20 protein-coding genes are annotated in these 25836 nt (G+C 65.8%); 8 read left to right on the plus strand and 12 right to left on the minus strand.

Annotation, left to right across the window (positions count from 1 at the left end; translation table 11 throughout):
- Positions 1-147 precede the first annotated feature (147 nt).
- Together VN634_20205 and VN634_20210 are read left to right on the plus strand one after the other, a co-directional pair.
- Positions 148-993, plus strand: a complete 846-nt coding sequence (locus VN634_20205) for a MaoC family dehydratase (GenBank protein ID HXC53222.1) — start codon at positions 148-150, stop codon at positions 991-993.
- 160 nt (positions 994-1153) lie between these two features.
- On the plus strand, positions 1154-3550 hold the full coding sequence (locus VN634_20210) for a DUF4215 domain-containing protein (protein HXC53223.1): 2397 nt from the start codon (positions 1154-1156) through the stop codon (positions 3548-3550).
- A gap of 154 nt (positions 3551-3704) precedes the next feature.
- On the opposite strand, the gene VN634_20215 is transcribed toward VN634_20210, so the two are convergent.
- Positions 3705-4559, minus strand: coding sequence for an acyl-CoA thioesterase II (locus tag VN634_20215; protein ID HXC53224.1), 855 nt, complete (start codon positions 4557-4559; stop codon positions 3705-3707).
- A gap of 17 nt (positions 4560-4576) precedes the next feature.
- Entirely contained in the window at positions 4577-6448 is a 1872-nt protein-coding gene (locus VN634_20220; GenBank protein HXC53225.1) for an acyl-CoA dehydrogenase, read from the minus strand.
- A gap of 353 nt (positions 6449-6801) precedes the next feature.
- On the opposite strand from VN634_20220, the gene VN634_20225 reads away from it, so the two are divergent.
- Positions 6802-7536, plus strand: coding sequence for a DUF1566 domain-containing protein (locus tag VN634_20225; protein ID HXC53226.1), 735 nt, complete (start codon positions 6802-6804; stop codon positions 7534-7536).
- Positions 7537-7602: 66 nt separating this feature from the next.
- Here VN634_20225 and VN634_20230 read toward each other — a convergent pair whose 3' ends face one another.
- The 4 genes from VN634_20230 to VN634_20245 form a co-directional block, all read right to left on the minus strand.
- A complete protein-coding gene (locus tag VN634_20230) occupies positions 7603-8769 on the minus strand; it encodes an acyl-CoA dehydrogenase family protein (GenBank protein HXC53227.1) in 1167 nt (388 codons plus the stop codon).
- Positions 8770-9045: 276 nt separating this feature from the next.
- Positions 9046-9999, minus strand: coding sequence for a hypothetical protein (locus VN634_20235; protein HXC53228.1), 954 nt, complete (start codon positions 9997-9999; stop codon positions 9046-9048).
- A gap of 179 nt (positions 10000-10178) precedes the next feature.
- Entirely contained in the window at positions 10179-10685 is a 507-nt protein-coding gene (locus VN634_20240) for a GNAT family N-acetyltransferase (GenBank protein ID HXC53229.1), read from the minus strand.
- Positions 10682-11638 (minus strand): hypothetical protein, encoded by a 957-nt coding sequence (locus VN634_20245; protein ID HXC53230.1) that lies wholly within the window; start codon positions 11636-11638, stop codon positions 10682-10684. Before VN634_20245 ends, VN634_20240 begins: the two co-directional genes overlap by 4 nt.
- A 179-nt stretch (positions 11639-11817) precedes the next feature.
- Here VN634_20245 and VN634_20250 point away from each other — a divergent pair, with 179 nt between their 5' ends.
- The gene (locus VN634_20250; protein ID HXC53231.1) at positions 11818-12273 is read left to right on the plus strand and encodes a nitroreductase/quinone reductase family protein; all 456 of its coding nucleotides are present in this window, start codon (positions 11818-11820) and stop codon (positions 12271-12273) included.
- 165 nt (positions 12274-12438) lie between these two features.
- Here the strand turns inward: VN634_20250 and VN634_20255 are convergent, their stop codons facing one another.
- From VN634_20255 to VN634_20280, 6 genes are all read right to left on the minus strand, one after another.
- Positions 12439-12933, minus strand: a complete 495-nt coding sequence (locus VN634_20255; GenBank protein HXC53232.1) for a hypothetical protein — start codon at positions 12931-12933, stop codon at positions 12439-12441.
- A gap of 1 nt (position 12934) precedes the next feature.
- Positions 12935-14110: an FAD:protein FMN transferase gene (locus VN634_20260; GenBank protein ID HXC53233.1), complete on the minus strand. Its 1176-nt coding sequence runs from the start codon at positions 14108-14110 to the stop codon at positions 12935-12937.
- The gene (locus VN634_20265) at positions 14107-14856 is read right to left on the minus strand and encodes a rhomboid family intramembrane serine protease (protein ID HXC53234.1); all 750 of its coding nucleotides are present in this window, start codon (positions 14854-14856) and stop codon (positions 14107-14109) included. The genes VN634_20260 and VN634_20265 overlap by 4 nt, the downstream gene beginning before the upstream one ends.
- A gap of 111 nt (positions 14857-14967) precedes the next feature.
- Positions 14968-15831 (minus strand): hypothetical protein, encoded by an 864-nt coding sequence (locus VN634_20270; protein HXC53235.1) that lies wholly within the window; start codon positions 15829-15831, stop codon positions 14968-14970.
- A 130-nt stretch (positions 15832-15961) separates the two neighbouring features.
- Positions 15962-17242 carry a class I SAM-dependent methyltransferase gene (locus VN634_20275; protein HXC53236.1) on the minus strand — a complete coding sequence of 427 codons (1281 nt, stop codon included), beginning with the start codon at positions 17240-17242 and terminating at the stop codon, positions 15962-15964.
- Between the two features lie 33 nt (positions 17243-17275).
- Positions 17276-17971, minus strand: coding sequence for a hypothetical protein (locus VN634_20280; protein ID HXC53237.1), 696 nt, complete (start codon positions 17969-17971; stop codon positions 17276-17278).
- Positions 17972-18020: 49 nt separating this feature from the next.
- Here VN634_20280 and VN634_20285 point away from each other — a divergent pair, with 49 nt between their 5' ends.
- The 4 genes from VN634_20285 to glgP are packed head-to-tail and all read left to right on the plus strand — an operon-like array spanning position 18021 to position 25811.
- Positions 18021-20195, plus strand: a complete 2175-nt coding sequence (locus VN634_20285; GenBank protein ID HXC53238.1) for a 4-alpha-glucanotransferase — start codon at positions 18021-18023, stop codon at positions 20193-20195.
- Entirely contained in the window at positions 20192-22153 is a 1962-nt protein-coding gene (glgB, locus tag VN634_20290) for a 1,4-alpha-glucan branching protein GlgB (protein ID HXC53239.1), read from the plus strand. Before VN634_20285 ends, glgB begins: the two co-directional genes overlap by 4 nt.
- The gene (locus tag VN634_20295) at positions 22150-23661 is read left to right on the plus strand and encodes a DUF3536 domain-containing protein (GenBank protein HXC53240.1); all 1512 of its coding nucleotides are present in this window, start codon (positions 22150-22152) and stop codon (positions 23659-23661) included. The genes glgB and VN634_20295 overlap by 4 nt, the downstream gene beginning before the upstream one ends.
- Before the next feature lie 20 nt (positions 23662-23681).
- On the plus strand, positions 23682-25811 hold the full coding sequence (gene glgP / locus VN634_20300) for an alpha-glucan family phosphorylase (protein ID HXC53241.1): 2130 nt from the start codon (positions 23682-23684) through the stop codon (positions 25809-25811).
- Positions 25812-25836: the final 25 nt, after the last annotated feature.

Raw genomic sequence — 25836 nt, forward strand, 5'->3', positions numbered from 1 at the left:
CTCGACGGGCGAGGATCCAGTACCTGGCCCCCGGACAGGCAGCGGCGAACGTAAGCGAGCCCTTGCCGCAAGACAATCGCCGCAGGATCGGGCGCGGCTCTCACGCGTTAAGCCGCAACGCATGGGGCACAGAAGAAGGAGCATGCGATGAACATCAACGGGGAACCCGTCTACGTCGGCCGTGATTTCGGCGGGCGCGAAGTCGCAATCGATGCTGCGCTCGTCGAGCGTTATGTCCGCGCGCTCGGCCACCGGCTCGAGATCTATTCGGAGCTCGCCCCTGCCCTCACGCTCCATTCGGAATGTTACGAGAATCTCCAGTGGTACCTCGCCAACATCTGGGGAAACCTGCACGCCCGCCAGGAGTGGGAGCTGTTCGGCGAGGTTCCGCTCGGCTCGCACGTGCGGACGCGCGGATTCATCCGCGATCGCTATCGCAAGCGCGGGCGCGACTACGTGGTCAAAGAGACGTGGGTGCAGGACGCGGACGGAAACCTTCTCAGCCGCGGGCTGACGCACCAGAGCTTCCTCATCCCGCAGGAAGGAGAGCGTCCCGTCGCAGTCGACAAGGATCGCGAGAAACGAAGCGATCGCACGTTTGAAATCGGCGGCAAAGGCCGGGCACTCGCGCCGCTCGGACTCGCGGTGAGCGAGGACGTCTGCATGGCGTTTTCAGGGCCGACCGAGAATTACCATACCAATCGCGACGCGGCCCGCGCGCTCGGATTTCCCGACATTGTCGTTCAAGGAATGCTTCCGATCTGCCTCGTCTCCGAGCTGCTCACGCGCGAATACGGTCGTGGCTGGCTCGCCGGCGGCAAGATGGACGTCCGCCTCGTCAATGTCCTGTGGGCCGACGAGCATATCGAGGCCCGGGCCGAGGAAACCTCCGAAGTTCCAGAGGCCGGACGAACCCGCGTCCACCTCGACGTATGGGTCGAAAAGACCGACGGGACCCGGGTGATCGTCGGAACTGCGAGCGCATTGCGCTGAGCCTCCGCGGGCGGCTGCAATAAGGCGAAGCGCACGGCCCCGGATGCACTTCGGAGCCCATCGCGACCCCCGTTTCTGCTCAGATTTTGCATTGACTGTGCAACCTCTGGCGAATACTTTGCCGCCACACGGGCCCTGCTAGCGGGCCAGGGGAGGCCTCATGATTTCCATCCGACCGTTCGACCGCCTCGGACTGACCGTTTTGTCCCTGGCCGCAACGACCCTGCTCGCTGCGCCTGCGTTCGCGCACATCGACGCGCACTATCCCATTGCCGGCGGCTCTCTGAAGATGAGCTCGTCGAGCGATCCGAAAGACAACTATTTCAAGTTCAAGACCACCGGCCAGCTCGGGATCAACCCCGTCAGTCTCTCGGAAGACCCGACCGCCGAGGCATCGTCGCTGATCGTGCGCGGCACCGGCGCGTTCGCCGGCTCGACCGAGATCATCCACCTGAACTCGGGGAACTGGTCGCGGATCGGATCCGAAGAAAAGCCGAAGGGCTGGAAGTACGAGAGCGACGTCTACGACACCCACAGCGGCGGCATCACCAAGATCCAGATTAAGTCCGGCAAGACCACGGGCTCGCTGCAGATCCAGGCGAAGGGTTATTACTGGCCGTTCGACATCGTCGGCGAGCAGGATTCGATCGAGATCGTGCTGACGATCGGCACGTACGTGTTCTGCGCAGAGTTCTCCCCGACCCTCGAGGCCGACTTCAAGACCAATCTCGAAGGTGAAGTCGAGGCGAGGGACTCCAATCCCCCGTCGACATGTCCGAGGGTCTGCGGAAATGGCGTGCTGGACACCGACGAAGAGTGCGACGACGGCAACGCGGACACGAACGACACCTGCACGAACGAATGCGTCGGATGCAATCCCGCCGATGCCGTTTACGACACCACGTTCGAAGGCATCCAGCAGCTCATCTTCGATGCGTACGACTGCTCGAACGATGCGTGCCACGGCTCCTCGCAGCAGGGCGGCCTCGACCTGCGGGCCGGCAATTCTTACGCGTCACTTGTGGGCGTCACCTCGTCGATCGATGAGGAAAAGGTGCGCGTGTTCCCCGGCGACCAGGACGAGTCGATCCTGTACCTGAAGCTCGCCATGGCGACGCTCGACGGTTACGAGCCGCACACCGGCGGCACTCCGATGCCGTTCACCGGTACGCCCATCACCGAGGACCAGCTCGAGGCGGTCAAGCTGTGGATTCGCGGCGGAGCGTCGGAAACCGGCGTCGTTGCGGGTACCGCCGAGCTTCTCGGAAGCTGCCTGCCGCCGCCGACCCCGCTCAACATCCCGCAGCCGGAAGTTCCCGATCCGTCCGTCGGAACGCAGATGGCGATGCCTGGCTATCTTCTTCCTCCGGGCGAAGTCGAAGGATGCGTAGCGACGTATTACGACATCTCGGCGTCAGTGCCGGAAGCCGATCTCAAAGACTGTCCGGGCGCGTTCCCGGGCACGAATGAAACGGGTTACCGCGCGGGCAAGTGTTTCACGTACAGCGAGAACGACCTGTACCAGGACGCGCAGTCCCACCATTCGATCGTTCACATCTATCCGGGAACCCACACCTACACCGATTCGCGCTGGGGCGGATGGAAGTGTTACGGCGGACCGACGCCGGACGCGGTCTGCGATCCGTCGGTCGCCGATGCTTGCGGAACCGACGGCGTATGCGGGAGCAAGTTCCACAAGGGCGTCGCATGCCTGCCGACTCTGCAGGAGCCGAACTGGGCTCCGGTGGATTTCGACTCTTCCTCTGCGCCGCAGTTCTCGGGGTCGCAGGAGTCGACGGCCCAGTTCGCATTCCCGGCCGGTGTCTACAGCATGCTTCCGCTCAAGGGCCTGGTCGTGTGGAACTCGCACGCGTTCAACCTGACCACCGAAGATACGATCATGAATTCGTGGATCAATTTCACGTATACGAGCGACCAGACGTATGCGGCGCAGGGAATGTTCGACAACAACTGGATCTTCACGCAGAACGTGCCGCCGTTCCAGCAGCGCGAATATTGCGGGACCCATACGTTCGCCGAAGGAACCCACCTGTTCTCGCTGTCGTCGCATAACCACAAGCGCGGCGTTCTGTTCCGCTACTACAATCCGCCGCAGTCGCCGCCGAATGTTGCCGGCCCCTGTTACGCGCCGGGCGGTTCGACCAACGCATCGTGTACGCCGGGGCCCGGCTCGCCGTTCTTCACGAGCTACGACTACAGCGATGCGACCAACCTGCATTTCGACCCGCCGAGAATCTTTACGGGCACTGCGGCCGAGCGCACGGTCAAGTTCTGTTCGCTGTACGACAACGGATTCAACGATCCGACAACGGTCAAGAGGCGCTCGCAGTCTCCGGTACCCACCGGAAACCTGATCATCGGCGGACCGTGCGACGATGCGGACGTTGCGTGCCTGAGCGGCGCGAACAAAGGTCAGCTCTGTCACGGCAACGATTCGGAATGCCCGGGATCGGTCTGTGACGCGTGCCCGCTCAAGGGCGGCGTGACGACCGAAGACGAAATGTTCATCGCGCTGGGGACGTTCTACATCCCCTGACCGGTCGAAACGGCGGCTTGTAAAAAAGGCCGGGCTCCTCACGGAGCCCGGCCTTTTCTTTTGCGAATACGAAATCGGGGACAGACACCGATTTCGGATAATCGGTGTCTGTCCCGGATTTCAAGAAATCGGTGTCTGTCCCCGATTTACTCGTTCAGTCGAGTGGTGCGCGCAGCAGGATCTCCTGCACGACCGAGCAGCACAGCCGGCCGCTGCGGTCGAAGATGATGCCGCGCGCAAGCCCGCGCGCGCTCTCGGCCGCCGGCGAATCCTCGACGTACAGCCACCAGTCGTCGACCTTGAGCGGGCGGTGAAACCACATCGCGTGATCGAGGCTCGCACACATCACGCCGGGATCGCTCCAGTGCACGCCATGCGGACGCATGACGGTCTCGGTCAGCGTGTAGTCGGACGCGTAGACGAGCACGCACGTGTGCAGCAGCGGATCTTCGGGCACGACGCCATCGGCGCGCATCCAGATCATCGAGCGCGAATCGGCGCCCTTGTGCGGCTTCCATCCGGGCGGATCACACCAGCGGATGTCGATGGCCCGCGGCTCGACCGCCTGCCGCGGCAGCGCCCGTCCGTAGCTCGCGAGCCGCTCGGCGTTGGTCGGCAGCGTCTCCGGATCCGGCGCATCGGGCATCTCGAGGCCATGCATGAGGCCCGGCTCCGGCACCTGGAACGACGCCTGCAGATTGAAGATCGCCTCGCCGTGCTGGATCGCGACGACGCGCCGGGTGGTGAACGATCGCCCGTCGCGAATGCGGTCGACGATGTAAAGGATCGGCACCTTCATGTCGCCGGGCCGCAGGAAGTACGAGTGCAGCGAATGCACCGTGCGCCCGGCCGGTACCGTGCGCGCGGCCGACATCAGGGCCTGCGCCGCAACCTGCCCTCCGAACACGCGCTGGCGCTGTTCGTCGGGGTTGTGGCCGCGAAAAATGTTGACCTCGAGCTCCTCGACATCGAGGAGTCGGAGCACGTCGTCGAGCAGGGGATGGGCCAAGACTGATTCCCTGCCCTCTACCAGCTCGTCGAGAAGCCGGCGTCGGGAATGTCGAGCGCGCTTCTGTCGTTCGACGCGATCGCCCGGCATTTGGCCAGCACGTTCGGAAGCACGAAGTTCGCGTAGAATTTTCCCGACATGACCTTGCCCGCGTAGAAGTCGAACTCTTCCTGGCTCTGGCGTTCGTCCTGCGTGCGCTCCTCCTCGGCAATCACCGCGGCTTCGAGCAGCAGGTGCCCGACCGTCACTTCGGCCATCGCTTCGAGGAACGGCGAGCAGCAAAGCGTGAGCTGATCGAGCTTGCTGCTCATCATGTACTTCATCAGGTCGGCGCCGGCCTCCTGAAGCGCCTGCGCGGCTTCGCCGAGCAGCCGTACTTCGTGTCCGACCGCCGGATCGTTCGAGTAGCGCTCGACGAATCCCGTCAGATCGCCGACGAAGTCCGCAAGGTCCTGGCCGTGCCGCCCGCGCAGCTTGCGCACGACGAGATCGAGCGCCTGGATGTGGTTGGTGCCTTCGTAGATCGAAAAGATCTTCGCATCGCGCAGGTACTGTTCGACCGGATTGTCGGTCACGTAGCCGGCGCCGCCGTAGATCTGCACCGCGAGCTCGCAGATGCGGAAGCTCTGATCCGAGCAGTACGCTTTTACGATCGGGGTCAGCAGGTCGACGCGTCCCTGGTAGAACGCCGCTTCGTCGTGCTTGCCTTCGGCCGCAAGCGCACGGGCAAGGTCTTCGTTGAACGCGAGCTTGACGCAGAGCGCGCGCATACCTTCGATCTTCGACTTCATCTCCAGCAGCATGCGGCGAACGTCCGAATGCTCGATGATCGAAACCCGCGGCGCATTGGGATCCTTGAAGCGTTTGACGGACGAGCCCTGCTTGCGCTCGCGCGCATACGCGAGCGCGTTCAGATAGGCCGTCGACGCGACCGCGAGGCCCTGCACACCGACCGCGATGCGCGCGCCGTTCATCATCTGGAACATCTGCTTCATGCCGGTGTTCTCGGTGCTGCCGCAGAGATAGCCGATGGTCTCGCCGCCGTCGCCGAAGTTCAGCACGGCCGTCGTCGACGACTTGATCCCGAGCTTGTGCTCGATCGACGTCGTCACGACGTTGTTGAACTCGCCGATGCTGCCGTCGTCGTTGACGCGGAACTTCGGCACGATGAACAGCGAGATGCCGCCGGTTCCTTCCGGAGCACCCTCGACGCGGGCAAGGACCATGTGGACGATGTTCTCCGACAGGTCCTGGTCGCCTCCGGAAATCCAGCACTTCGTGCCGGTGATCCGGTAGCGGTTGCCGTCGATGCGAACGGCCTTGGTTCGGGCCGAGCCGACGTCCGAGCCGGCATGCGGCTCCGAAAGGCACATCGTTCCGGAGAAGCGGCCATTCTGCATGCTCGGAAGGAAGCGTGCGCGGTCCTCGTCGAGCGCGAAGTTCGCGATCAGCTCGGCCGAGCCGTGCGTAAGGCCCGGATACATCGTGAACGCAGTGTTGGCGCCGGACTGCAGCTCGGCCAGCACCACCTCGATCGACGACGGTCCCTGGAAGCCGCCGTGCTCGAGCGTATGCCGCCAGTTCGGAAGCCCCATTTCCCAGAGCGTCTTCCAGGCCTCGCGGTAGCCGTCGGGCGTCGTGACCTTGCCGTCCACCAGTTTGCAGCCGAAGCGGTCGCCGGTCTGGCTGAGCGGCCCGATGACCTCGTTGCAGAACCGGTAGGTCTGGTCGATCACCTGGTCGCACTCCTGCTGCGACAGGTGACCGAAGAAGTTGGCCTTCGGGAAGCGTTCCGCCTCGAAAAGCTGCTGGACCTTGATGTGCTCGTACAGCGTGAACTGGATCGAGCGGAGATCGGCCTTGAAAAAGTTGGTTGCGCCGTCGGCCACGCCGATGGTCCTCCTGTCCGCGGCCGGCAGGCTCTGCCTCGGCCGTTTCGGGTTCTGATTGCCTCGCCCGTTATGGGTCGATGTCCGGCCGCGGTGCCGGTTACGCCGGTCCCGCGGGGCGCGGGATGGTGGTTCAGGCTGGATGAGCAATCAAACGTCTTTACGCACCGCGGCACGACCGGTGCACTACGTCCGAAGCAGCGACCACTCGGCAGATTCCCCCTTGCGTGAGGTGGCCTGACACGGGAGACTCCGGCGCTTCTTACTCCGTTTCGGGCAGACGACTGACCTTACGGCAGACAACCAGACCAAGAGGATCAACCATGCGCCAAAACATACTTTCGCTTACGGCCGTGCTGGCCGCAGCAATTGTGATGTCGTCCATTGTGATGGCGTCCTCCGTGGCGAATGCCACAACGGTCGACGTCCAGTGCTGGCACGGACGCAAGCTGGCGAGGTCCCAATACGAACGGTGCTTCTACCGCATCAGCGATGCGAGGAAAGCAGAGCGGTGCCTGGCGAGATACTACGAGGCGTGGTCGATGCTTCAGACGCTTTCGGGGACGCCTTGCGACGACGTCCGACTCGTCGACAACCTGGACGGTACGGTAACCGACAACTGGACGGGTCTCACGTGGGAGAAAAAATCCAGCCTTGACTCTGTCGTCAACGAATCCGATCCGCACGACGCCGACAACAGCTATACCTATTCCAAAGAGGACGCGGATCCCACGAATGAGGACGGGACGGTTTTCACGTCGTTTCTCGCCGCGCTCAACGAGGGAGCAGGTTTCGCCGGCAGCAGCGGATGGCGATTACCGACACTGGCGGAGATCTACACGCTCTTTACGCTCGTTGATGGGGAATGCCGTACCCCGCCCTGCATCGATGCCATCTACGGACCGTACCCGACGCTGGATTTATCGCTTTACTGGTCATCGAGTACCATCCTGTTCCAAGGCAACCAGCTCGGCGGCCGTGGAGTCGCAGCATCCCTTGCGAACCCCACCACATCCGGGTTCACGAATTCGGCCAAAACGGGAATCTTTCTGGCACGTGCCGTGCGCGGAGGTCTCGGGCCGCTGTAAATCGGGCTGGTCGCCGGTCAGCCCGAGCGCATCACAGCGGCGCAGTGCTGACCGGAACGGCCAGGATCAGCCGGTCGCGGCCCCGCCGGTCAGGTCCCTCGTGATGTTCTTCTGGTGACTCTCGAGCGTGCCGCCGCCGATCTCGTTCAGCTTCGCGTCGCGAAGGAAGCGCTCGACCTTGTACTCTCGCGTGTAGCCGTACCCGCCGAGCACCTGCATCGCCGCGTCCGCCACGCGCTTGGCCATCGGCGCCGCGAACAGCTTGGCCGCATCGGTGCCGAGCCGGTTGCGGCTGCCGGGACCGACGCGCGCCGCCTCGCGATAGACGAGGCACCGCGCAGCCTCGAGGTCCGCGAACGATTCGGCGATGTAGCGCTGGATCTGGCCGAACTCGGCAATCGGTTTACCAAACGCCTTGCGCTCGCCTGAGTAGCGGATCATCTCCGACAGGCAGCGGTCGGCGATGCCGAGGCTCATCGCCGACAGGCAGAGGCGCTCGATCTCGAGATTGCGCATCATGCAGGTCACGCCGCCGCCTTCTTCGCCGAGGCGATTGGCCACGGGCACTTCGCACTGGTCGAAGACGAGCTCGCACATCGTCGACGCGCGCATCCCCATCTTCTTGATCGGCTCGCCGGCCGAGAATCCCGGAAACCCCTTCTCGACGACGAATGCAGTGATGCGGCCGCCGACTTTCGCATAGACCAGCAGGCAGCCCGCTTCGTATCCGTTGGTGATGAAGATCTTGCGGCCGTTGAGAATGTACGCGTCGCCGCGCCGCTCGGCCGTCGACTGCATGCCGAGCACGTCGGTTCCGGCGGCGGGCTCGGTCATGCCCATCGCGCCGATCACTTCGCCCGACAGCACACCCGGCAGCAGCCGTTCGCGCTGCTCATCGCTGGCCGCATGGAAGAAGTTGTTCACGAACAGCAGATAGTGCGCGAGGTAGGCCAGCGTGAAGCCGGGGTCCGCTTTGGCCATCTCGTGGTGCGCGATCACCGCCGCCACCGCATCCATCCCCGCTCCGCCGTGCTCCTCCGGAATGGTAAGCCCGAGCAGCCCGAGATCCCCGCAGCGGCGAATCAGCCCGACGTTGAGCACGCCGTCCGCATCGTGCTGCTCCGCCTGCGGCTCGATCTCGTTCTCGGTAAACCGCCGCACCGTCTCGCGCAGCATGGCGTGCTCGGGAGTAGGCGCGAACAGCAGGTTTTCCAAATTCGAATAGGTCGTCATCGTCGCTGTTTCTTGCGTGCGCTGCTCAAAGGCGCAAGCGCCACGACCAAAGTGAACGATCTACCTCAGCCGACTTTGCAGAAGGGTCGAGATGCGAGGCGGAGCCCGCGTAAGCGAGGGAGGCGTACTTCCCGTTCGCTGACCGAGCGTCGCGGCGACAACGAAGCAGATCGGCCCTTATGCGAAGTCGGCCCAGCGCCGAAGCCTCAGCGCCGCAAACCAGGATCGGCGCCGCATCGAAGCCTCAGCGCAACGCCACAAGCGCCGCGCCGAGCCTCAGCGGCGGGCAGCGCGGGGACGGACGGTCTGCGAGGGTTCGTCCGAGCCCGGCATCGGCGAATACGTAACCCGCGAATTCGGCGGCACCGACTCGGTGAGCCACACGTTGCCGCCAATGATCGATCCGCGGCCGACGACCGTTTCGCCGCCGAGAATGGTCGCACCGGCGTAAATCGTCACGTCGTCTTCGATGGTCGGATGACGCTTGCTGTTGCGGATCAGCTCGCCGCACTGATCGCGCGGAATCGACAGCGCGCCGAGCGTGACTCCCTGGTAGATCTTGACGCAGTCGCCGATGATGGTCGTCGAACCGATCACGACGCCGGTGCCGTGGTCGATGAAGAAACTCCGTCCGATCTTCGCGCCGGGATGGATGTCGATGCCGGTCTGCGTGTGCGCGTATTCCGAGATGATGCGCGGGATCAGCGGCGCGCCGCGCACGCACAGCTCACGCGCCAGGCGATAGCACGTGATCGCTTCGATCGACGGATAGCTGAACACGATCTCTTCGAGACTCTCGGCGGCCGGATCGCCGTCGTACGCGGCCTGGAGATCTTCCTGCAGCTCCGCACGCAGCCGCGGGATCTCGTCGAACATCTCGAGAACCACCGCCTCGCTCCACTCGATGTCCTGCGCCTCCGGCGAGCCGCCGTGCTTGCGGCGGTAGACGACCGCCCGCGAGATCTGCTCGACGAGGATTTCGAACGCCTCGTAGATGTGCTCCGCGATGTGGTGGCCGAGATTTCGTTCGTTGAGGTCACGGGTTGCGTAAAAACCCATGTAGATGACGTGCTTCAGGTGCTCGACCGCGTCGACGACCTTGCGCTGGTTGGGCAGAGCCGCGCTCTCCAGGCTGTCGATGCCGCGACCGCTGCTGTAGCTGTCGGCCACGTGTCGCACGATGCGCTCGAGCTCCGAATAGCTGTTTGGACTGGTTCGAATCTTGGCCATGACTGGTCCGCTTCCTTGTCTGTGACCGGATCGAGCCCGGACGTTTGCGCTCCGGCGAGTCCGCGAGCCGCAGAGTTGCAGGAGTATAGAAAGATCGATGCCGGCGCGATACCGCAAAATGACCGACCCGGCCGAGCGGGGCGCCGCGACCCGCGCAGCGAAGTGCGCGCCGCCACTGGTCAGGATCTAAACGGTCGAACGCCCATTGAACCGGTTGCGGCAAGCTCCGAAAGCCGATCGCCTTCGAGCCGGTACGGGATCCAGCCCGTGACCGGCCGCGCACCGAGCGAATCGTAGAATTCGATCGCCCGGCGATTCCAGTCGAGCACCGACCATTCGACGCGCCCGCACTCGCGATGGACCGCGAGCCGGGCAAGCTCGACGAGCAGCGCCTTTCCAAGACCCTTTCCCCGCGCGTCGGCGACGACGAACAGGTCTTCGAGAAAAATGCCCGGTCTGGTGAGGAACGTACTGTACGTCGTGAAGAACAGCGCATAGCCGGAGCGCTCCCCGTCGAGCTCGGCGACGAGCAGCTCGCAGCTCGGCTCGGCACCGAACAGATGGCGCGCGAGTGCATCTTCGGTGGCATGGAAATGCTCGAGCAGCTTTTCGAATTCGGCGAGCGCGCGGATACAGGCGATGACGAACGCGACATCCGACGGCGCACCCGCTCGTATCTCGATCACTGGCGGGGCCCCCGGGACTCGACCCGCCGAGCCGCAGGCTGGCCGTCGGCGATCACCCGAAACTTGAGGTCGTTGTATCCGAGCGGCTCGACTTCGATGCGAAGGTCCTGCACTTCGATCACCGGATCGGATGTCGGGAACTGCAGCGTACGCTCGAAGGCAGCACGATCCGAGCTGTCGCGGCCGTACTCGCGGTACGTGAAGGTCATGAGCTCGCCGCGCGGAGTGTCGCGCGTGCCGGTGAAGATCAGGTCGAAGCTGAGATAGCCCGGTCCCATGTAGACGAAGCGCTCGACGCTCTCGAACGAGAACAGCGGCGTACTGACGTTCATCTGCAGCTCCGGGCTGAGCAGATCGAGCGGCACACGCCCGAGCGCGACGCCGGCCGACAGGTCGTCGCGCCATGCGACGTATTCCCCGGGCCGAAGCCGCCCGCTCGTATCCACGAGCAGCACGACCTCCGACTGATTGTCCGGAGTCATCCGCACCGCGAAATACTTGGCTTCGGGAAAGGTCGCGGCGGCGATGACCTCGAAGACGCTGCCCATCGATCCGTGCACCGACGAAAGCGGCGGATCGGTGCACGGCGAGCCCTTTCGCGGCGCGAACATCCGCCGCCGGCAGAGCTGCGCGAAGTCGCGCAGCGCCGTGGCCTTGCCCACTTTTTCGGTGATCGAGTAGTTCTTGATGCTCACGACGGGCGCGCCCGTGTGGATCGAGTAGGTTTCCCCGAGCCGGTAGCTGCGCGTGAAGATGTCGCGCCGCACCGGTGCGAGCGGCTGGAGCAGGAGCTGGGACGACGACGCGACCGGCTGCGCGGCAACCGGCTCGGGCGCCGGCTTCGGCAGGAATGTCGCGCTGAGACTGTGCGACACGTCCTGGATCTCCGAGCATCCGCTCGCGAGCAGGCACATCGCGAGGCAACCAGCCAGGAGGTCGACAACGACACGCAACGGACTCGGGCTCATTCGGCCATTTATCGCGGGCTCTTGCAGAACGTCAATCCGGCGAGCGCAGCGGTGCGGCTTTGAACCTGGCCTGCGCACGCGTAGGAGTCGCTCATGATGGATCAGGATCTTCGCCATCGGTCGCCGGGCGCTTCGCTCGAGACGCGGCCGCGCGGAAACCGGCCGTGAGACGAGCAGCCGTCGCGGCCTCGTGCATCGCTGTGGCCGCGGTCGCATTTGCCGCCGTGACGCTCGTCGCCCTCGAAGGTCGCGCGGTTGCGGTGCTGCATACGACCAGCGCAAGCGGCGACGAACGCCGGACGCGCGTATGGTTCGTCGAAAACGACGGCGCGCTCCTCGTCGAGTCCGCTACCCCGGATCGTCCGTTCTATCTCGATCTCCAGCGTAATCCCGATCTTGTCGTCGAGCTTCACGCCGGTATGTTCGATCGGCAGCCCAGGATACTGCACGCGCGCGCCGAGCTCGTCCCCGATCCGCAAGGTCACGAGGAGATCCGCCGCCTTCTCGCCCAGCGCTACGGATGGGCAGACAAATGGATTGCAGTACTCGCTGACACTTCGATGTCACGCGAAGTCCGAGTGGTCCCGGATCACTTCGAGAGTGGGGCCGGACGTCGATAAGGGGCCATCTGCCGCGTTGGATTTCGCTTCGTTCGCTACAACGTACGGGAGCGAGCCGCGAGACATCGAGTGGCGAGCGCCTTTGCTCACTACGCGAAATCCGCCTTGCATCTGACCCCTTCTCGACGCCCGGCTCGTTTCGCTCGGGCTCTCGTCGCCTGGTCGTCAGACGCGGCCGAAGATTTTCCGGAGCTGGCGGTGGCGGTTGGCGAAGACCAGCTCGTAGATCGGCTTTTCGATGTGGCCGAGGATCGGGATGCGCGGCTCGAAGCGGATGCGGTCACGAAGGGTGCAGCCGATCGGCGCGGGTTCGACGATGCGTTCGTGCTCCCAGACGCGCTGCGTGAGCATCGACGAGCGTTCGAGGAAACGGCGGCCGCTTTCGAGCTCCACGAGGACGAGGTCGTCGTAATCGATCGGAATCACGCCGAACGCGAAAATCCAGCTTCGCAGGATCTTCCGGCCGAGCACGACGCTTTCGGCATCGAGCGTGCGGATCGATGCGGGCGCGGTCATGCGGGCGAGCGGCGCAAGCTCGCGGTTGACGCCTTCGAACGTGGACGCGTGCGCCCACACGTCGCTCGCGTCGGCGCGCAGCCGGCTCTCGACCGAAAACGTGAACGATCGCGCGGCCGGTGCAGAAGTGTCCGCCGGTGACATCTCAGCGCCTGAGCTCGGTCAGCTTCGGCTCGGCGTGCGTGTCGCCGGGCTGTCGGGCGGGCTTCCAGTCGACGTAGGTAACGAATCGCGGGCTCGCATGCTCGCCATGCTCGTCGAACACCACGGCCTCGACGTCGCGAGGCTCATCGAGCAGCACCAGCGCGCCATCCGGATCGACGACGAGAGCCGTGCTCCACGCTTCCGCAATCGCAGCGTTGCGGGCCACGACCGTGGCCTGCCGGTCGCTTTCGACGAAGCGGCCGCTGCGCGGATCGACGATCGGCGGCCGCGGATCGTCGCTGCGGCGATGCGCGCGCGCGGTCGACATCGACATGTCGCGCAGCGCGACCGACCCGGCCATCGACCTTCCGCGCGGCACCCACACGCGAACCGGAGGTTCGCCGGCCGGCGGTCCGATCACGAGCATCGTCGTATCGGCGAATGCCAGCAGAGCCGACGTCGTTCCCCCTGCCCTCAGCGCGACCGCCATTCGTTCGAGGACGTAGCCGCGCACGATCGCGGAAAAATCCACCGACATGCCGGCGCTCGGCAGCTCGACGCGATTCGGAGGATGAAGCACGATCTTGTCGGCGCCGACGAGCGACAGCGCCTCGTCCATACTGAAGCTCCCACCTGCGGCAGGCGGCTGGCTGAAGCTTCCGCTCGCAGCCGGCGGCTGGCCGAAGCTTCCGTCTGCGGCAGTGTGCTGCTCGCCGGGCGTCGCCGTTTCCGGACGGGCCGGCTGGCGGCGGCGCAGCAGCGGACCGATCGTCACGTCGAAAGCGTCTCCGGTCGAACGGGTCATCACCTGCGACAGCGCCAGCAGCCGATAGAGATCGAGCGGCACGGTACGCACGCCGAGCCCCGCGCTCGCATTGAGCTTCCCGACGTCGTTGCCCTCGTTGCCCGGCATCAGCTCGGACTCGAGCACGGTCGCAACCGAGATCGCATCGCGGATACGGTTCTGCCCGGTTTCGAGATCCGGGCTGTCGACCGTGATCTCGAGCGACGCTCCGAGCAACGGATGGGTTTCCTTGACCTGTTCGGCACGCGCCGGTGCGCCGATGCACAGCAGTCTCACGGCAACTGCAGACGCGAGCGTCATCCGCGCGAGAGTCGTCCGCACGAGACTGATCGGGATGATGCGCGGTCGCCGCGGGATCGCGCGCGGATTCATCTGGTGTACACCCCGAGCGCGCGGCGATGCGCCGCCACCCGTACCGGATCGCGAAACACGAAAGACAGCACGTACCCGGCGGCGAATCCGCCGACATGCGCCCAGAATGCGACGCCGCCGCCTTCGGCCTGGAGCGTCGGAATGCCTCCGAGAACCTGCAGCAGGAACCAATACCCGAGCACGACGAGCGCCGGCACTGCTGCACGCGTCACGAAGAATCCCAGGAAGATCAGCATCTGCACGCGCGCACGCGGATACAGCGATGCATAGGCGCCCATGACGCCGCCGATCGCTCCGGAGGCTCCCACCATCGGAATCGGGCTTGCCGGATTCGAGATGGTCTGCGCGAGCGCAGCGGCCAGGCCGCACAGCAGATAGAACGCGATGAAGCGCGCGCTACCCATCGAATCCTCGACGTTGTTGCCGAAGATCCACAGGAACCACATGTTGCCGAGCAGATGGAACCAGCCGCCGTGAAGGAACATCGAAAGGATCGGCGACAGCCAGTTGGCCGACGCATGGTTCACTTCACAGACCGAGCCTGCGCTCACCTGGATCTGCAGGCCATCGGGGGCGAGACCGAGCAGCTCGCCGGGAATCAGGCCGAGACTGCACACCGACCGCGTCAGCAGCGGCTCGGAGCCGGCACCCTGAAGCGCGAACCACGCGAGGATGTTGGCCACGACCAGGGTCACGGTCATGACCGGGGTAGAGAACGTCGGGTTGTCGTCGCGAAGCGGAAACATCGGGCTCGGCCGCGCGCATGCTAGCCGCGACGTCGCGCCAACGCTCGCGACAGAGCGCGGCCCTACACCCCCGACGGACTCGAAGGCTGCGCACACAGCGCAGCGTTCAGCTCAGAAAACCGGACCGAGTGTTCCTGCCAGCCATGCGCCGGGGCTGCCCAGCGTGCGCTGACCACCGCCGCCGATCGCGGCTGCGGTTCCGGTGCAGAGATTCAAATTTCCGCCGCTGACGGCGGATGCGCCGCCGTTGCACACGTTGTGGGTCCCGGCCGAGATGCTGCAGCTGCGCCCGAGCGTGCGGTTGTTCTCGCCGGCCAGCACCACAGAGGTTTCTCCGTCGGCCTGGTTGTTCTGCCCGCCGACGACGACCGCGCCGTTGCCGTCGGTGCTGTTGCCGGTTCCGCCGAGCACGGATGCCGTGTTGCCGGTGATCTCGTTGTCTTCGCCGGCGACGATGCCGCCGTAGGTCGGATAGCTGTGGTCTCTTCCGATCACGAGGTTGTGCGAGCCCGTCTTCTTGTCGTTACCGTTGGATTCATCGTAGCCGATGATCACATTGCCGGTTCCGTTGATGTCGCCGTCGGTTGCGCCTTCGCCGCTGACGACCTGGAAGTTCATGCCTGTCAGCATGAGGTTGTTGCCCACGATCGTCACATGGGCGAGCAGCGCTTCGACCGCGGCCAGGCGCGTCTCGAGCTGCGCGCACTGGTCGGTACAGACGAGCTCGACCGGTTGTCCGACCGCAGCTTTCAGGACCCGCTGCGCATCGCTCGTCGTGATCTTGTCGTCCGCATTGACGTCGCCGCAGACCTGCGCGAACGCCGGCGTGACGAAGGCGCCGCATACGAGCGCAGCCGCCAGCGTGACACGCCGTGCCACAGCGGCCGGCCGCTGCATGGACCGGGCGGGCACTGGTACTGCCGGACTGGTCGGGAACTGGCGCTCGAAACGATTTGTGCTTGCCGGTCTGCTCACCGTGATGTCTCCGTAACCGTCTTTGCGGGAAATGATTTCCGAGCGGCCATCATAGTAACGGGCCGCGTATGCTGTCCAGCTTGTTCGCCTCCGCATACCCACAATCCGGCGAACTGCTGGTCCCGGTCGGTCATTCCGCCCGGCAGACGAGCCCCTTCAAGTATGCGCCTTCGGGAAATGCGAGCAGCACCGGATGATCGGACGCCTGCGCGAGCTTCTCGACGATCACGACGTTCCTGCGCGCGTCCACCGCCGAATCGGCCACGATCTTCTGGAAGAGCTCGTTCGTCATCTGGCCGGAGCACGAGAACGTCAGCAGGATTCCGCCCGGCCTCAGCAGTTTCAGGGCCAGCAGGTTGATGTCCTTGTAGCCGCGCGCGGCCTTGTCGAGATGCGCCCTGGCATCGGCGAATTTGGGCGGATCGAGCACGATCGCGTCGAACGTCCGGCGCGAATCGCGAAAGCGGCGGAGAACCGTGAACACATCGCCGTGAATCTGGTCGTAACGGGCCGGATCGAGCGCGTTGGCTTCGACGTTGGCGCGCGCAAGCTCGAGCGCGGAAGCCGACGTGTCGACGTCGACCACCGAAGCGGCGCCGCCGGCCAGCGCCGCCACCGAAAAACCGCCGGTGTATGCGAAGGCGTTGAGCACATCGCGTCCACGGCACCAGCGCGCGGCCGCTTCGCGCCCGCGGCGCTGGTCCAGGTAGAAGCCTGTCTTGTGCCCCTCGCGAACATCCACGCGATACCGGCAGCCGTTTTCGAGGATCGTGATCGCCGGCGGCGGCTCGATGCCGGCCAGCAGACCGCAGCTCGGCGCCAATCCTTCCTTGTCGCGAACGTCCGCGTCCGAACGCTCGTAGACGGACCGCACGCCGCGGATCGCGGCCAGCACCTGGACGATCTCGCGCTGCCAGCGATGCGTTCCAGCCGAAAGAAACTGGCACACGAGCGTATCGTCGTAACGGTCGACGACGAGCCCCGGCAGTCCGTCGGATTCGCCGTGGATCAGTCGGATCGCATTGTCTTCGCCGTTCCATCCCGGAAGGGCCGGAAGGGATCGTTCCTCGGCCGCCGCGTTCATGGCCGCGCCGGCCGCAGCGTCGTGATTGCCTGCGACGGCGCGGCGCAGCTCGATCGCACGTACGATACGTCGGCGAAAAAAATCCTCGTCGACGGCTTCGTCGTCGTCGAAGGTCCATACGCGGGCGCGAATCTGCGACTCGGGCGACCAGGCGGCCCTCGCAAGAAACTCGCCGCCGGTCGAGAACACATCCACGGTCTGGCCGGAGCTCGCGCGCTGCGGCTCTTCGAGGATTGCGCCCGAGAACACCCATGGATGGCGCCTCAGCAGCGATTTTTCCTTGCCGGGCGCGAGCCGGACGGCAGGATGATGGGAATCTGCCGTCACAGGAGTCAGGTTCGGATCACGAGGGCCCGCAGGCTACTCGAACACGTCTCCGCACTGGCACGCGCCGCTGACTTCGATGCAGCTCTGGCTGCCGGCGCACTGCCCGTAACAGTTGGGCGGCCCGGCAACGAAGCCGCACGACGCGAATGGTTCGAAGATCTGGCACACGCAGGCGCCGGAGTCTTCGATGCAGGCCGAGTCCGAATTGCCGCACGTGCCGTCGCAGTTCGGCGCGGTCGCCGCCGTGCAGTCGCGCGGCGGGCCGTGAACAGTGGTCGTGGTCGTCGTGGTCGGAGGCGGAGGTCCGATCACCGCAGGCGCGCAGATCGTCGACGTGCGCAGTGCAGTGACGGTCCGGGTTCCGAACTGGTCGCTCATCTCGAGCGATTCGGGCAGCGACTCGGACGGACAGCGCAGGCTGTAGCAGAGGAACGCGTTGGAGAGCTCGGCGCCGGGTACTTCGGCCGCCGGTGCGTCGGTTGCGAGCAGATCCTTCTCGACAGCGAAACAGAGCTGGCGGCTTTTGACCTTGATCGTGCAGTCGGCGTCGAGCCCGAATACCGAGTCATCGAGCGGTCGCAGATCGGCGGTCGCATGGAAGGACGAAGGGTCCTTGATCTTGTAGCACTTGAGATGGTCGTGAAGCGCGGCCGGGGCGGCCAGCGGAAAAGCGCACACGGCAAGCGTGGCGAACATCGCAATCGAACCGGCACGGTGAATCCGAAGCATTGGCGCCCCTCCCTGCAAACGGCATCGTCGAAGTCGGAGTGGCCGGCGGATGGTCGAGCGGACCGCGAGCAGTCGCGACGATGACGACGCGGGCGCACAATTGCTCACGTCCGGAGCGTTGTCCACCGGCTGCGGACGCGGGCTTTGCGCCCCGCGCATGCAGGGCGTGCTGCGACGGCCGGAGTCCGCTCGACGCGGTCTTGCGATCGAAACACGGCCCGCCATACTGCGCGCGATGGCGGGCGGCGACGCACAGAACCTCGATGCGCTCGCCGCGGCACTCGGCGTTACCCGCAGCTACCACGATGGAACAGGGCAGTTTCGTCGCGCATGCGACGAAGCGGTGCTCGCGGTCGTACGCGCGCTCGGTGCGCCGGTCGAACGCATCGAAGACGCCGGCGAGGCATTGCGGGCGGTCGAAGACCGCCACGCGCGCCCGTCGATGCCCGCGGTCGCGGCAATCGCCGAACGATCCGGTGGAGTCGTGCAGTTTCCGGCCTTGCGCGAATCGGCCGGCGGCGCGCGCGCAAACGCGACGCTCGTGCTCGAAAGCGGTGAGTCGCAACCGCTGCGCATCGCCGGCGCCGCGGCGCAGATTCCACGCGAGACTCCGGTCGGGCTCCATCACGTCGACGTCGAGCACGGCTCCGATCGGCTGCGCACGAACGTGCTCGTGTTTCCGGCGCATCTTCCGGAGATCGCGAGAAGCTGGTGCGTGTTCGCACCGCTTTATGCGCTGCGCGTCGATGGAAAGGTGCTCTCGACGTACGGCGACCTCGCAAAGCTTTCCGAATGGGTCGCAGGCGGCGCGAAGCGGAGCAGCCGCCATCGCGACACCACGCTCGTCGGCACGCTGCCGCTGCTCGCGTGTTTTTTCGAGGAGCCGTTCGAGCCGAGCCCGTACTCGCCGATCAGCCGCTCGTTCTGGAGCGAAGTCTATGTCGACCCGTCGGCTTCGCCGGAAGCGGTCGCCGGCCGATCCGCGGCGCCGATCGCCGGGGCTTCGGCCACACCATGCGCGGCTCCGTTTCGCGCCGATTATCGCCGCGCAATGCGCGAGCGCCGGCACGAGCTCGAGGCGCTGCTCGTCGCGCTCGATTCGCGCGGAGGCGTGCGCCGCGAAGCATTCGAACGGCTGCTCGAAGAAGACGGCGAGCTTGCCACCTACGCATCGTTTCGCGCTGCGGTCGAGCTATACGGCACCACGTGGGAACGCTGGCCGGCGCGCGCGCAGGCCGGCATGCTGCGCGCAGGCGTCGACTACGACGGCGAAGTCTTTCGCTATCACGCGTACGCACAGTGGCTGGCGCGCGAACAGCTCGAGCGCGCAGCGTCGCAGAGCCCGGCCGGGCTCTACCTCGATCTCCCTCTCGGATCGCACCCGGGCGGCTACGATACGTGGCGTTACAAAGAGGATTTTGCGTGCGGCGTCTCGGTCGGCGCACCGCCCGACGCAGTGTTCGCGGGCGGACAGGACTGGGGCTTCCCTCCCCTTCATCCCGAACGCGCGCGCCGCGGTGGATATGCAGCGCTGCGCGCGGCGCTGCGCCACCATTTCGCCCACGCGTCCCTCGTGCGTGTCGATCACGTGATGGGTCTGCACCGGTCGTTCTGGATTCCGAACGGTTTCTCCGCCGCGGACGGCGTCTACGTCCGATCACCAAAAGACGAGCTGTGGGCGCTGCTCGCGATCGCCGCGGCGCAGGCGCGCGGCGGACGCGGTGCCGCGGTCGTCGGCGAGGATCTCGGAACGGTTCCGGACGAGGTCCGCGACGAGATGAGGACGCGCGGCGCGCTGCGCATGCACGTCGTGCCGTTCGAATGTCACGGTGATCACTGTGCACCGATCGTCCCTGCACCTCGCGACACCCTCGCGTGCCTCGGCACGCACGACATGGAGCCGTTCGCGAGCTGGTGGGACGCACCGTCGACACGCCGGGACGAGATTGCCGCCGGCCTCGGTTGCGAAGCGACTGCCGCGGCCGTTCTCCCGCGGCTTCTTTCGTGGCTGGCCGCCGGCGATGCGACCGTGTCGTGCGTCAATCTCGAGGATCTCTGGCTCGAGCGCGAACGCCAGAATCTTCCTGGTTCGCCGGCGGGTGACCAGAGCTGGCAGCGTCAGTTCGCCCGCGACTTCGACGACTTCGCGCGCGACCCGCGCATCCGCGAGCTTCTCGACGTCGCGCGCGGCGCCGCCGATCCCGTCCGCGAGCAGGCCGCATGACCGGCGCACGCCGAAACGTCTCGCGAGCGGACGACGCCGTCCCCGCCGAAGCAGCCGCCTGCGCGCGCGTCTTCGGCGAACAGGACGCGTTCTTCTTCGGCGAAGGCTCGCACCGCCGGCTTTATGAGAAACTCGGAGCGCACCCGTGCCGGCATGGCGGAACCGACGGCACGCATTTCTCGGTCTGGGCGCCGAACGCAACGTCGGCAAGCGTCGTCGGTTCGTTCAACGGCTGGAATCCGGGCGCGCACCGGCTGAGCCCGTCACGGCCGAGCGGCATCTGGTCGGCATTCATTCCCGGCGTGGGCCCGGGCGCGCTCTACAAGCTGCGCATCGAGAACGAAGGCGGTCGCGCGCGCGAAAAAGCCGATCCTTTTGCATTCTTCGCCGAGCAGCCGCCGCGCACGGCTTCGGTGGTCTGGAACCTCGACGATTACGAATGGAACGATTCGGACTGGATGAACACGCGCGGCGGCCGCAATGCGCGCACGGCACCGATCTCGATCTACGAGATGCACCTCGGCTCGTGGCGCCGGCGCAAGGACGGCTGGTCGCTCGGCTACCGCGAGCTTGCCGATCCGCTCATCGATCATCTTCGCACCAGCGGCTTCACGCACGTCGAGTTCATGCCGGTCATGGAGCATCCGTTCTACGGATCGTGGGGCTACCAGATCTCCGGATACTTCGCCGCGACCAGCCGCTACGGCACGCCGCAGGACCTCATGTATCTGGTCGACCGGCTGCACCAGGCCGGAATCGGCGTGATCCTGGACTGGGTTCCGTCGCATTTCCCGGAGGACGCGCACGGGCTCGCCGCGTTCGACGGCACGTGCCTGTTCGAGCATTCCGATCCGCGCCAGGGTTTTCATCCCGACTGGAAGAGCCTGGTCTTCAACTACGGGCGCCACGAAGTGCGCGCGTTCCTCATCAGCAACGCATTCTTCTGGCTCGACCGCTACCACGTCGACGGCATTCGCGTCGATGCGGTCGCCTCGATGCTCTATCTCGACTATTCGAGGGCGCCGGGTCAGTGGATTCCCAATCCGTCGGGTGGCCGCGAGAACTTCGAGGCTGTCCTGTTCCTTCGCGAGCTCAATGAAGCGGTCTACGCCGAGTATCCCGACGTCCAGACGTTCGCCGAGGAGTCGACGTCATGGCCGATGGTCTCGCGTCCGACGACCACCGGCGGGCTCGGATTCGGCTTCAAGTGGGACATGGGCTGGATGAACGACACGCTCCGCTACATCGCGCGCGATCCGTTTTTCCGGCACTACCATCACGGCGAGCTCGGATTCCGTTCGCTGTACGCGAACAGCGAGAACTTCGTGCTGCCGCTGTCGCACGACGAGGTCGTGCACGGCAAGCGCTCGCTCGCGTCCAAGATGCCGGGCGACGCCTGGCAGCGGCTCGCGAACCTGCGGCTCCTGTTCGCATACATGTGGGCGCTGCCCGGCAAGAAGCTCCTGTTCATGGGCGGCGAGATCGCGCAGCCGTACGAATGGAACCACGACGGCTCGCTCGATTGGACCGGCGTCGAAGCTGCGCCCGAGCGCCAGGCGGTGGCGCGCCTGGTCGGCGACCTGAACACCGTCTATCGCCGCGAAGCCGCGCTCCATGAAGGCGACTGCGAGCCGTACGGTTTCGAATGGATCGACGGCAGCGACGCGCGCGCGAGCACGATTTCGTTCGTGCGCTGGTCGTCGTCCCGGCACGCGCCGATCGTGGCCGCATTCAACTTCACACCGGTGCCACATCCGTGTTACCGCATCGGCTCGCCGCGGGCCGGAATCTGGCGCGAGATCCTCAACACGGATGCCGCCGATTACGGCGGGACCGGCTGGGGCAATCTCGGCGCGGTCGCGACCGAGGATGCACCGATGCACGGCAAGCCGTGCTCGATGGATCTGGTGCTGCCTCCTCTTGCCGGCGTGTGGCTGCGCTGGGAGGAACCGTGGTGAGAAAGCCGGCGCTCTGCATCCACGGCCACTTCTACCAGCCGCCGCGCGAAAATCCGTGGACCGGCCGCGTCGAAGCGCAGCCCAGTGCCGCGCCGGCGCACGACTGGAACGAGCGCATCACCGAAGAGTGCTATCGCCCGAACAGCGCAGCGCGCCTGCTGCCGCACGCCGAGCGCAACCTCGGCGAGCGCGAGTTCATGAACTACGCGCACATGAGCTTCGATTTCGGCCCGACGCTTCTCGCGTATCTTGCGCGCGAGCAGCGCGACGTCCACGAAGCGCTCGTGGCCGGCGATCGCGATGCCGTTCGTCGTTTTTCCGGTCACGGCGCGGCGATCGCGCAAAGCTACTCGCATTCGATCCTGCCGCTCGCGAGCGCCCGCGACCGCCGCACCGAGGTCGTCTGGGGACTGCGCGATTTCGAGCTTCGCTTCGGGCGGCGCAGCGAAGGCCTGTGGTTGCCGGAGTGCGCCGCCGATACGCCGACCCTCGAGGAGCTCGCCGACGAAGGCGTGCGCTTCACGATCCTGTCGCCGCGCCAGGCGCGCCGCATCCGGCGCATCGGAAGCGAGAACTGGACCATGCTCGACGGCGACAAGACCATCGACACGCGCGTGCCGTATCTCGTCCGCCTCGGCGCCGGCCGCCAGATCGCGGTGTTCTTCTACGACGGCCCGCTCGCACATTCGGTCGCGTTCGGGCGCACGCTGTGCGACGGCGCAGCGTTTCTTGCCGCGCTCGAGCGCGAGCACGGCCATCTGCCCGGCCTCGTGCATTTCGCGACCGACGGAGAAACCTACGGGCACCACCAGCGGCTCGGCGAGATGGGCCTTGCGTGGCTGCTCGAGAGCGTCGAGCGCGGCGAAAGCGCATTCGACCTGACCGTCTACGGGCGCCATCTCGAAAAGCAGCCGCCGATACACGAAGTCGAGATCTTCGAGAAGAGCTCGTGGAGCTGCGCGCACGGCGTCGAGCGCTGGCGAAGTGCATGCGGCTGTTCCGGCGGTCGCCGGCAGGGCAACCAGAGCTGGCGCACGCCGCTGCGCGAAGCGCTCGACCTGCTGCGCGACCTGCTCGCGCCGATCTATGAGCGCGAGTGCGGCGAGCTGCTCGAGGATCCGTGGGGTGCACGCGATCGTTTCGCCGAAGTGCTCGTGCGGCGCACGCCGCGGATCGAGAACATCTTCCTCGACCGCGAAGCGGGCCGCGTCCTCGCCGAGCCCGACAAGCTGCGCGCGCTCCAGCTTCTCGACATGCAGCGCCACGCACTGCTGATGTATGCGAGCTGCGCGTGGTTCTTCGACGATCTCTCGGATATCGAGCCGCTGCAGACGGTTGCGCACGCTGCCCGTGCCATCGAGCTGGCCGGCGTGCGCGAAGTGCCGCGGCTCGAGCGGCTGTTCACCAACGCCCTGTCGCACGCGGTCGGCAACGACGGCGCCACCGGCGACGTCGTCTACGAACGCGTCGTTGCCGCCCACCGCCCGGCAACCGACGCGAACAACTGAAGAAGAGGAGACGGCCCCGAGTGGAAACACCGATCGAAATCGACGCTGCACGCCTGCGCGAACGGCTCGAACGCCTCGGCAGGAACCTGTGGTGGAGCTGGGATCACCGACTCGATCACATCCTGCGGCGCATCGATGCCGAGCTGTGGGAGCATCTTCGCCACAATCCGACCGCGTTCGTGCGCGACGTGACCGACGACAAGCTCGAAGGCGCTGCGGCCTCGGTGCTTCCGGACCTGATATCGACCGAGGATTCGCTGTCGGCGTACCTTGCCGATACGCACACGTGGGCCGGGCGCCACTGCCACAGCGTCGTGTCGGCTGCGATCGCGTACTTCAGCCCGGAGTTCTGCATCCACGAATCGCTGCCGATCTACTCGGGCGGACTAGGAGTGCTGGCCGGAGATCATCTCAAGAGCTGCTCGGACCTCGGAGTCGGCGCGGTCGGTGTGAGCCTGCTCTACCGCAACGGATATTTCGGCCAGCGCGTGCTCGCCGACGGCTGGCAGACCGAAACCTACGACGAGCTCGATCCGTCGCGGCTTCCGATCACGCGCGTGCTCGCGACCGGCGGCGACCCGCTGGTCGTCGAAGTGCCGCTCGGAGAGATCACGCTGCACGCCGACGTGTGGCGGGTCGAAGTGGGCCGTTGCTCGCTCGTTCTGCTCGATCCGCGCGACTGGCCCGAGTCGGTGCTGCCGGGCGCGCATCGCCTTTACGGCGGTGATCGCGAAACGCGGCTCGCGCAGGAGGTCGTGCTCGGCGTCGGCGGATATCGTGCGCTGCGCGCGATGGGCATCCGGCCGCGTGCGATCCACATGAACGAAGGGCACTCGGCATTCGCGGCATTCGAGGTCATCGCAAGCCGCATGGAGGAGTCGGGGCTGCCGTTCGACGAAGCCGCAGTCGACGTGGCATCCGGCGTCGTGTTCACGACGCACACGCCGGTCGAAGCCGGCCACGACCGCTTCGATCCCGGCGCCTTGCTGGCGGCGCTCGAGCCGCTTCGCCGGCGGCTCGGTATCGACGAGAAGAAGCTGCTCTCGTTCGGACGCGTCCGCCCCGACGACGACTCCGAAACGTTCTGCATGACGGTCTGCGCGATCAAGCTGGCGCGTCACACCAATGCCGTCAGTAGCCTTCACGGCCACGTCTCCAGGCGCATGTGGAAACAGCTGTGGCCCGAGGCGCGCGAGCTCGAGGTTCCGATCGGCCACGTCACCAACGGTGTGCACTGCCGCACGTGGCTCGCGCCGGAGCTCGAGGCGGTCTACGGCAGCAGCCTGCTGCGCGACGGCTCGGACGCCATCGAGGCGGCGCTCGCACACCGCGAGCTGCTCGAGCTCGACGAGGAGCGGCTGTGGTCGGTCAAGCAGCAGATGAAGCAGCGCATGCTCGCATTCGTCGCGAATCATGCGCGCCTCCGCAACGAGCGGCTCGGAATCGAAGAAGCGGCGGTCGAGCTCGATCCCCATGCGCTGACGATCGGCATCGCAAGACGCTTCGCACAGTACAAACGCGCGCTGCTTCCGTTCCGCGATCTCGAGCGTGCCCGCGCGCTGATGCTCGCCGACGGACGTCCCGTGCAGTTCCTGATTGCCGGCAAGGCCCATCCGGCCGACGAGCCGGCCAAGAGAGTCATCCAGGGAGTGCTCGCGCTCGCCCGCGAGCACGGCCTCGAGCATCGCGTCATGTTCGTGGAAGGCTACGGCCAGCGCATCAGCCGCATGATGCTGGCGGGCTGCGACCTGTGGCTCAACATTCCGCGCCGTCCTCTCGAAGCGTGCGGCACCAGCGGCATGAAAGCCGTGCTCAATGCGACGCTCAACTGCTCGACGCTCGACGGGTGGTGGGACGAAGCGTGGGATCCCGGCGTCGGTTTCGCCATCGGCAACGGCTCCGTGCACGTCGATGCGGCGATCCAGGACGAGCGCGACGCCGCCGCGGTGCTCGACGTGCTCGAGCACGAGGTCGTACCGCTCTACTTCCAGCGCGACGACCGCGGCATCCCGCGCGCATGGCTCGCCCACGTGAAGATGGCGCTGGCGCGCCTCGGTTACCGCTACAACTCCGATCGCATGGTGGCCGATTACGCGACGCTTCTCTATGCACCGGCCGCCGGCACGGTCACGTCCGAGATCCGTCTCTGAGCACGACGGACGGACGCGAGCCGCA

The organism is Candidatus Limnocylindrales bacterium (assembly GCA_035571835.1).
Lineage (GTDB): Bacteria > Desulfobacterota > Binatia > UBA1149 > CAITLU01 > DATNBU01.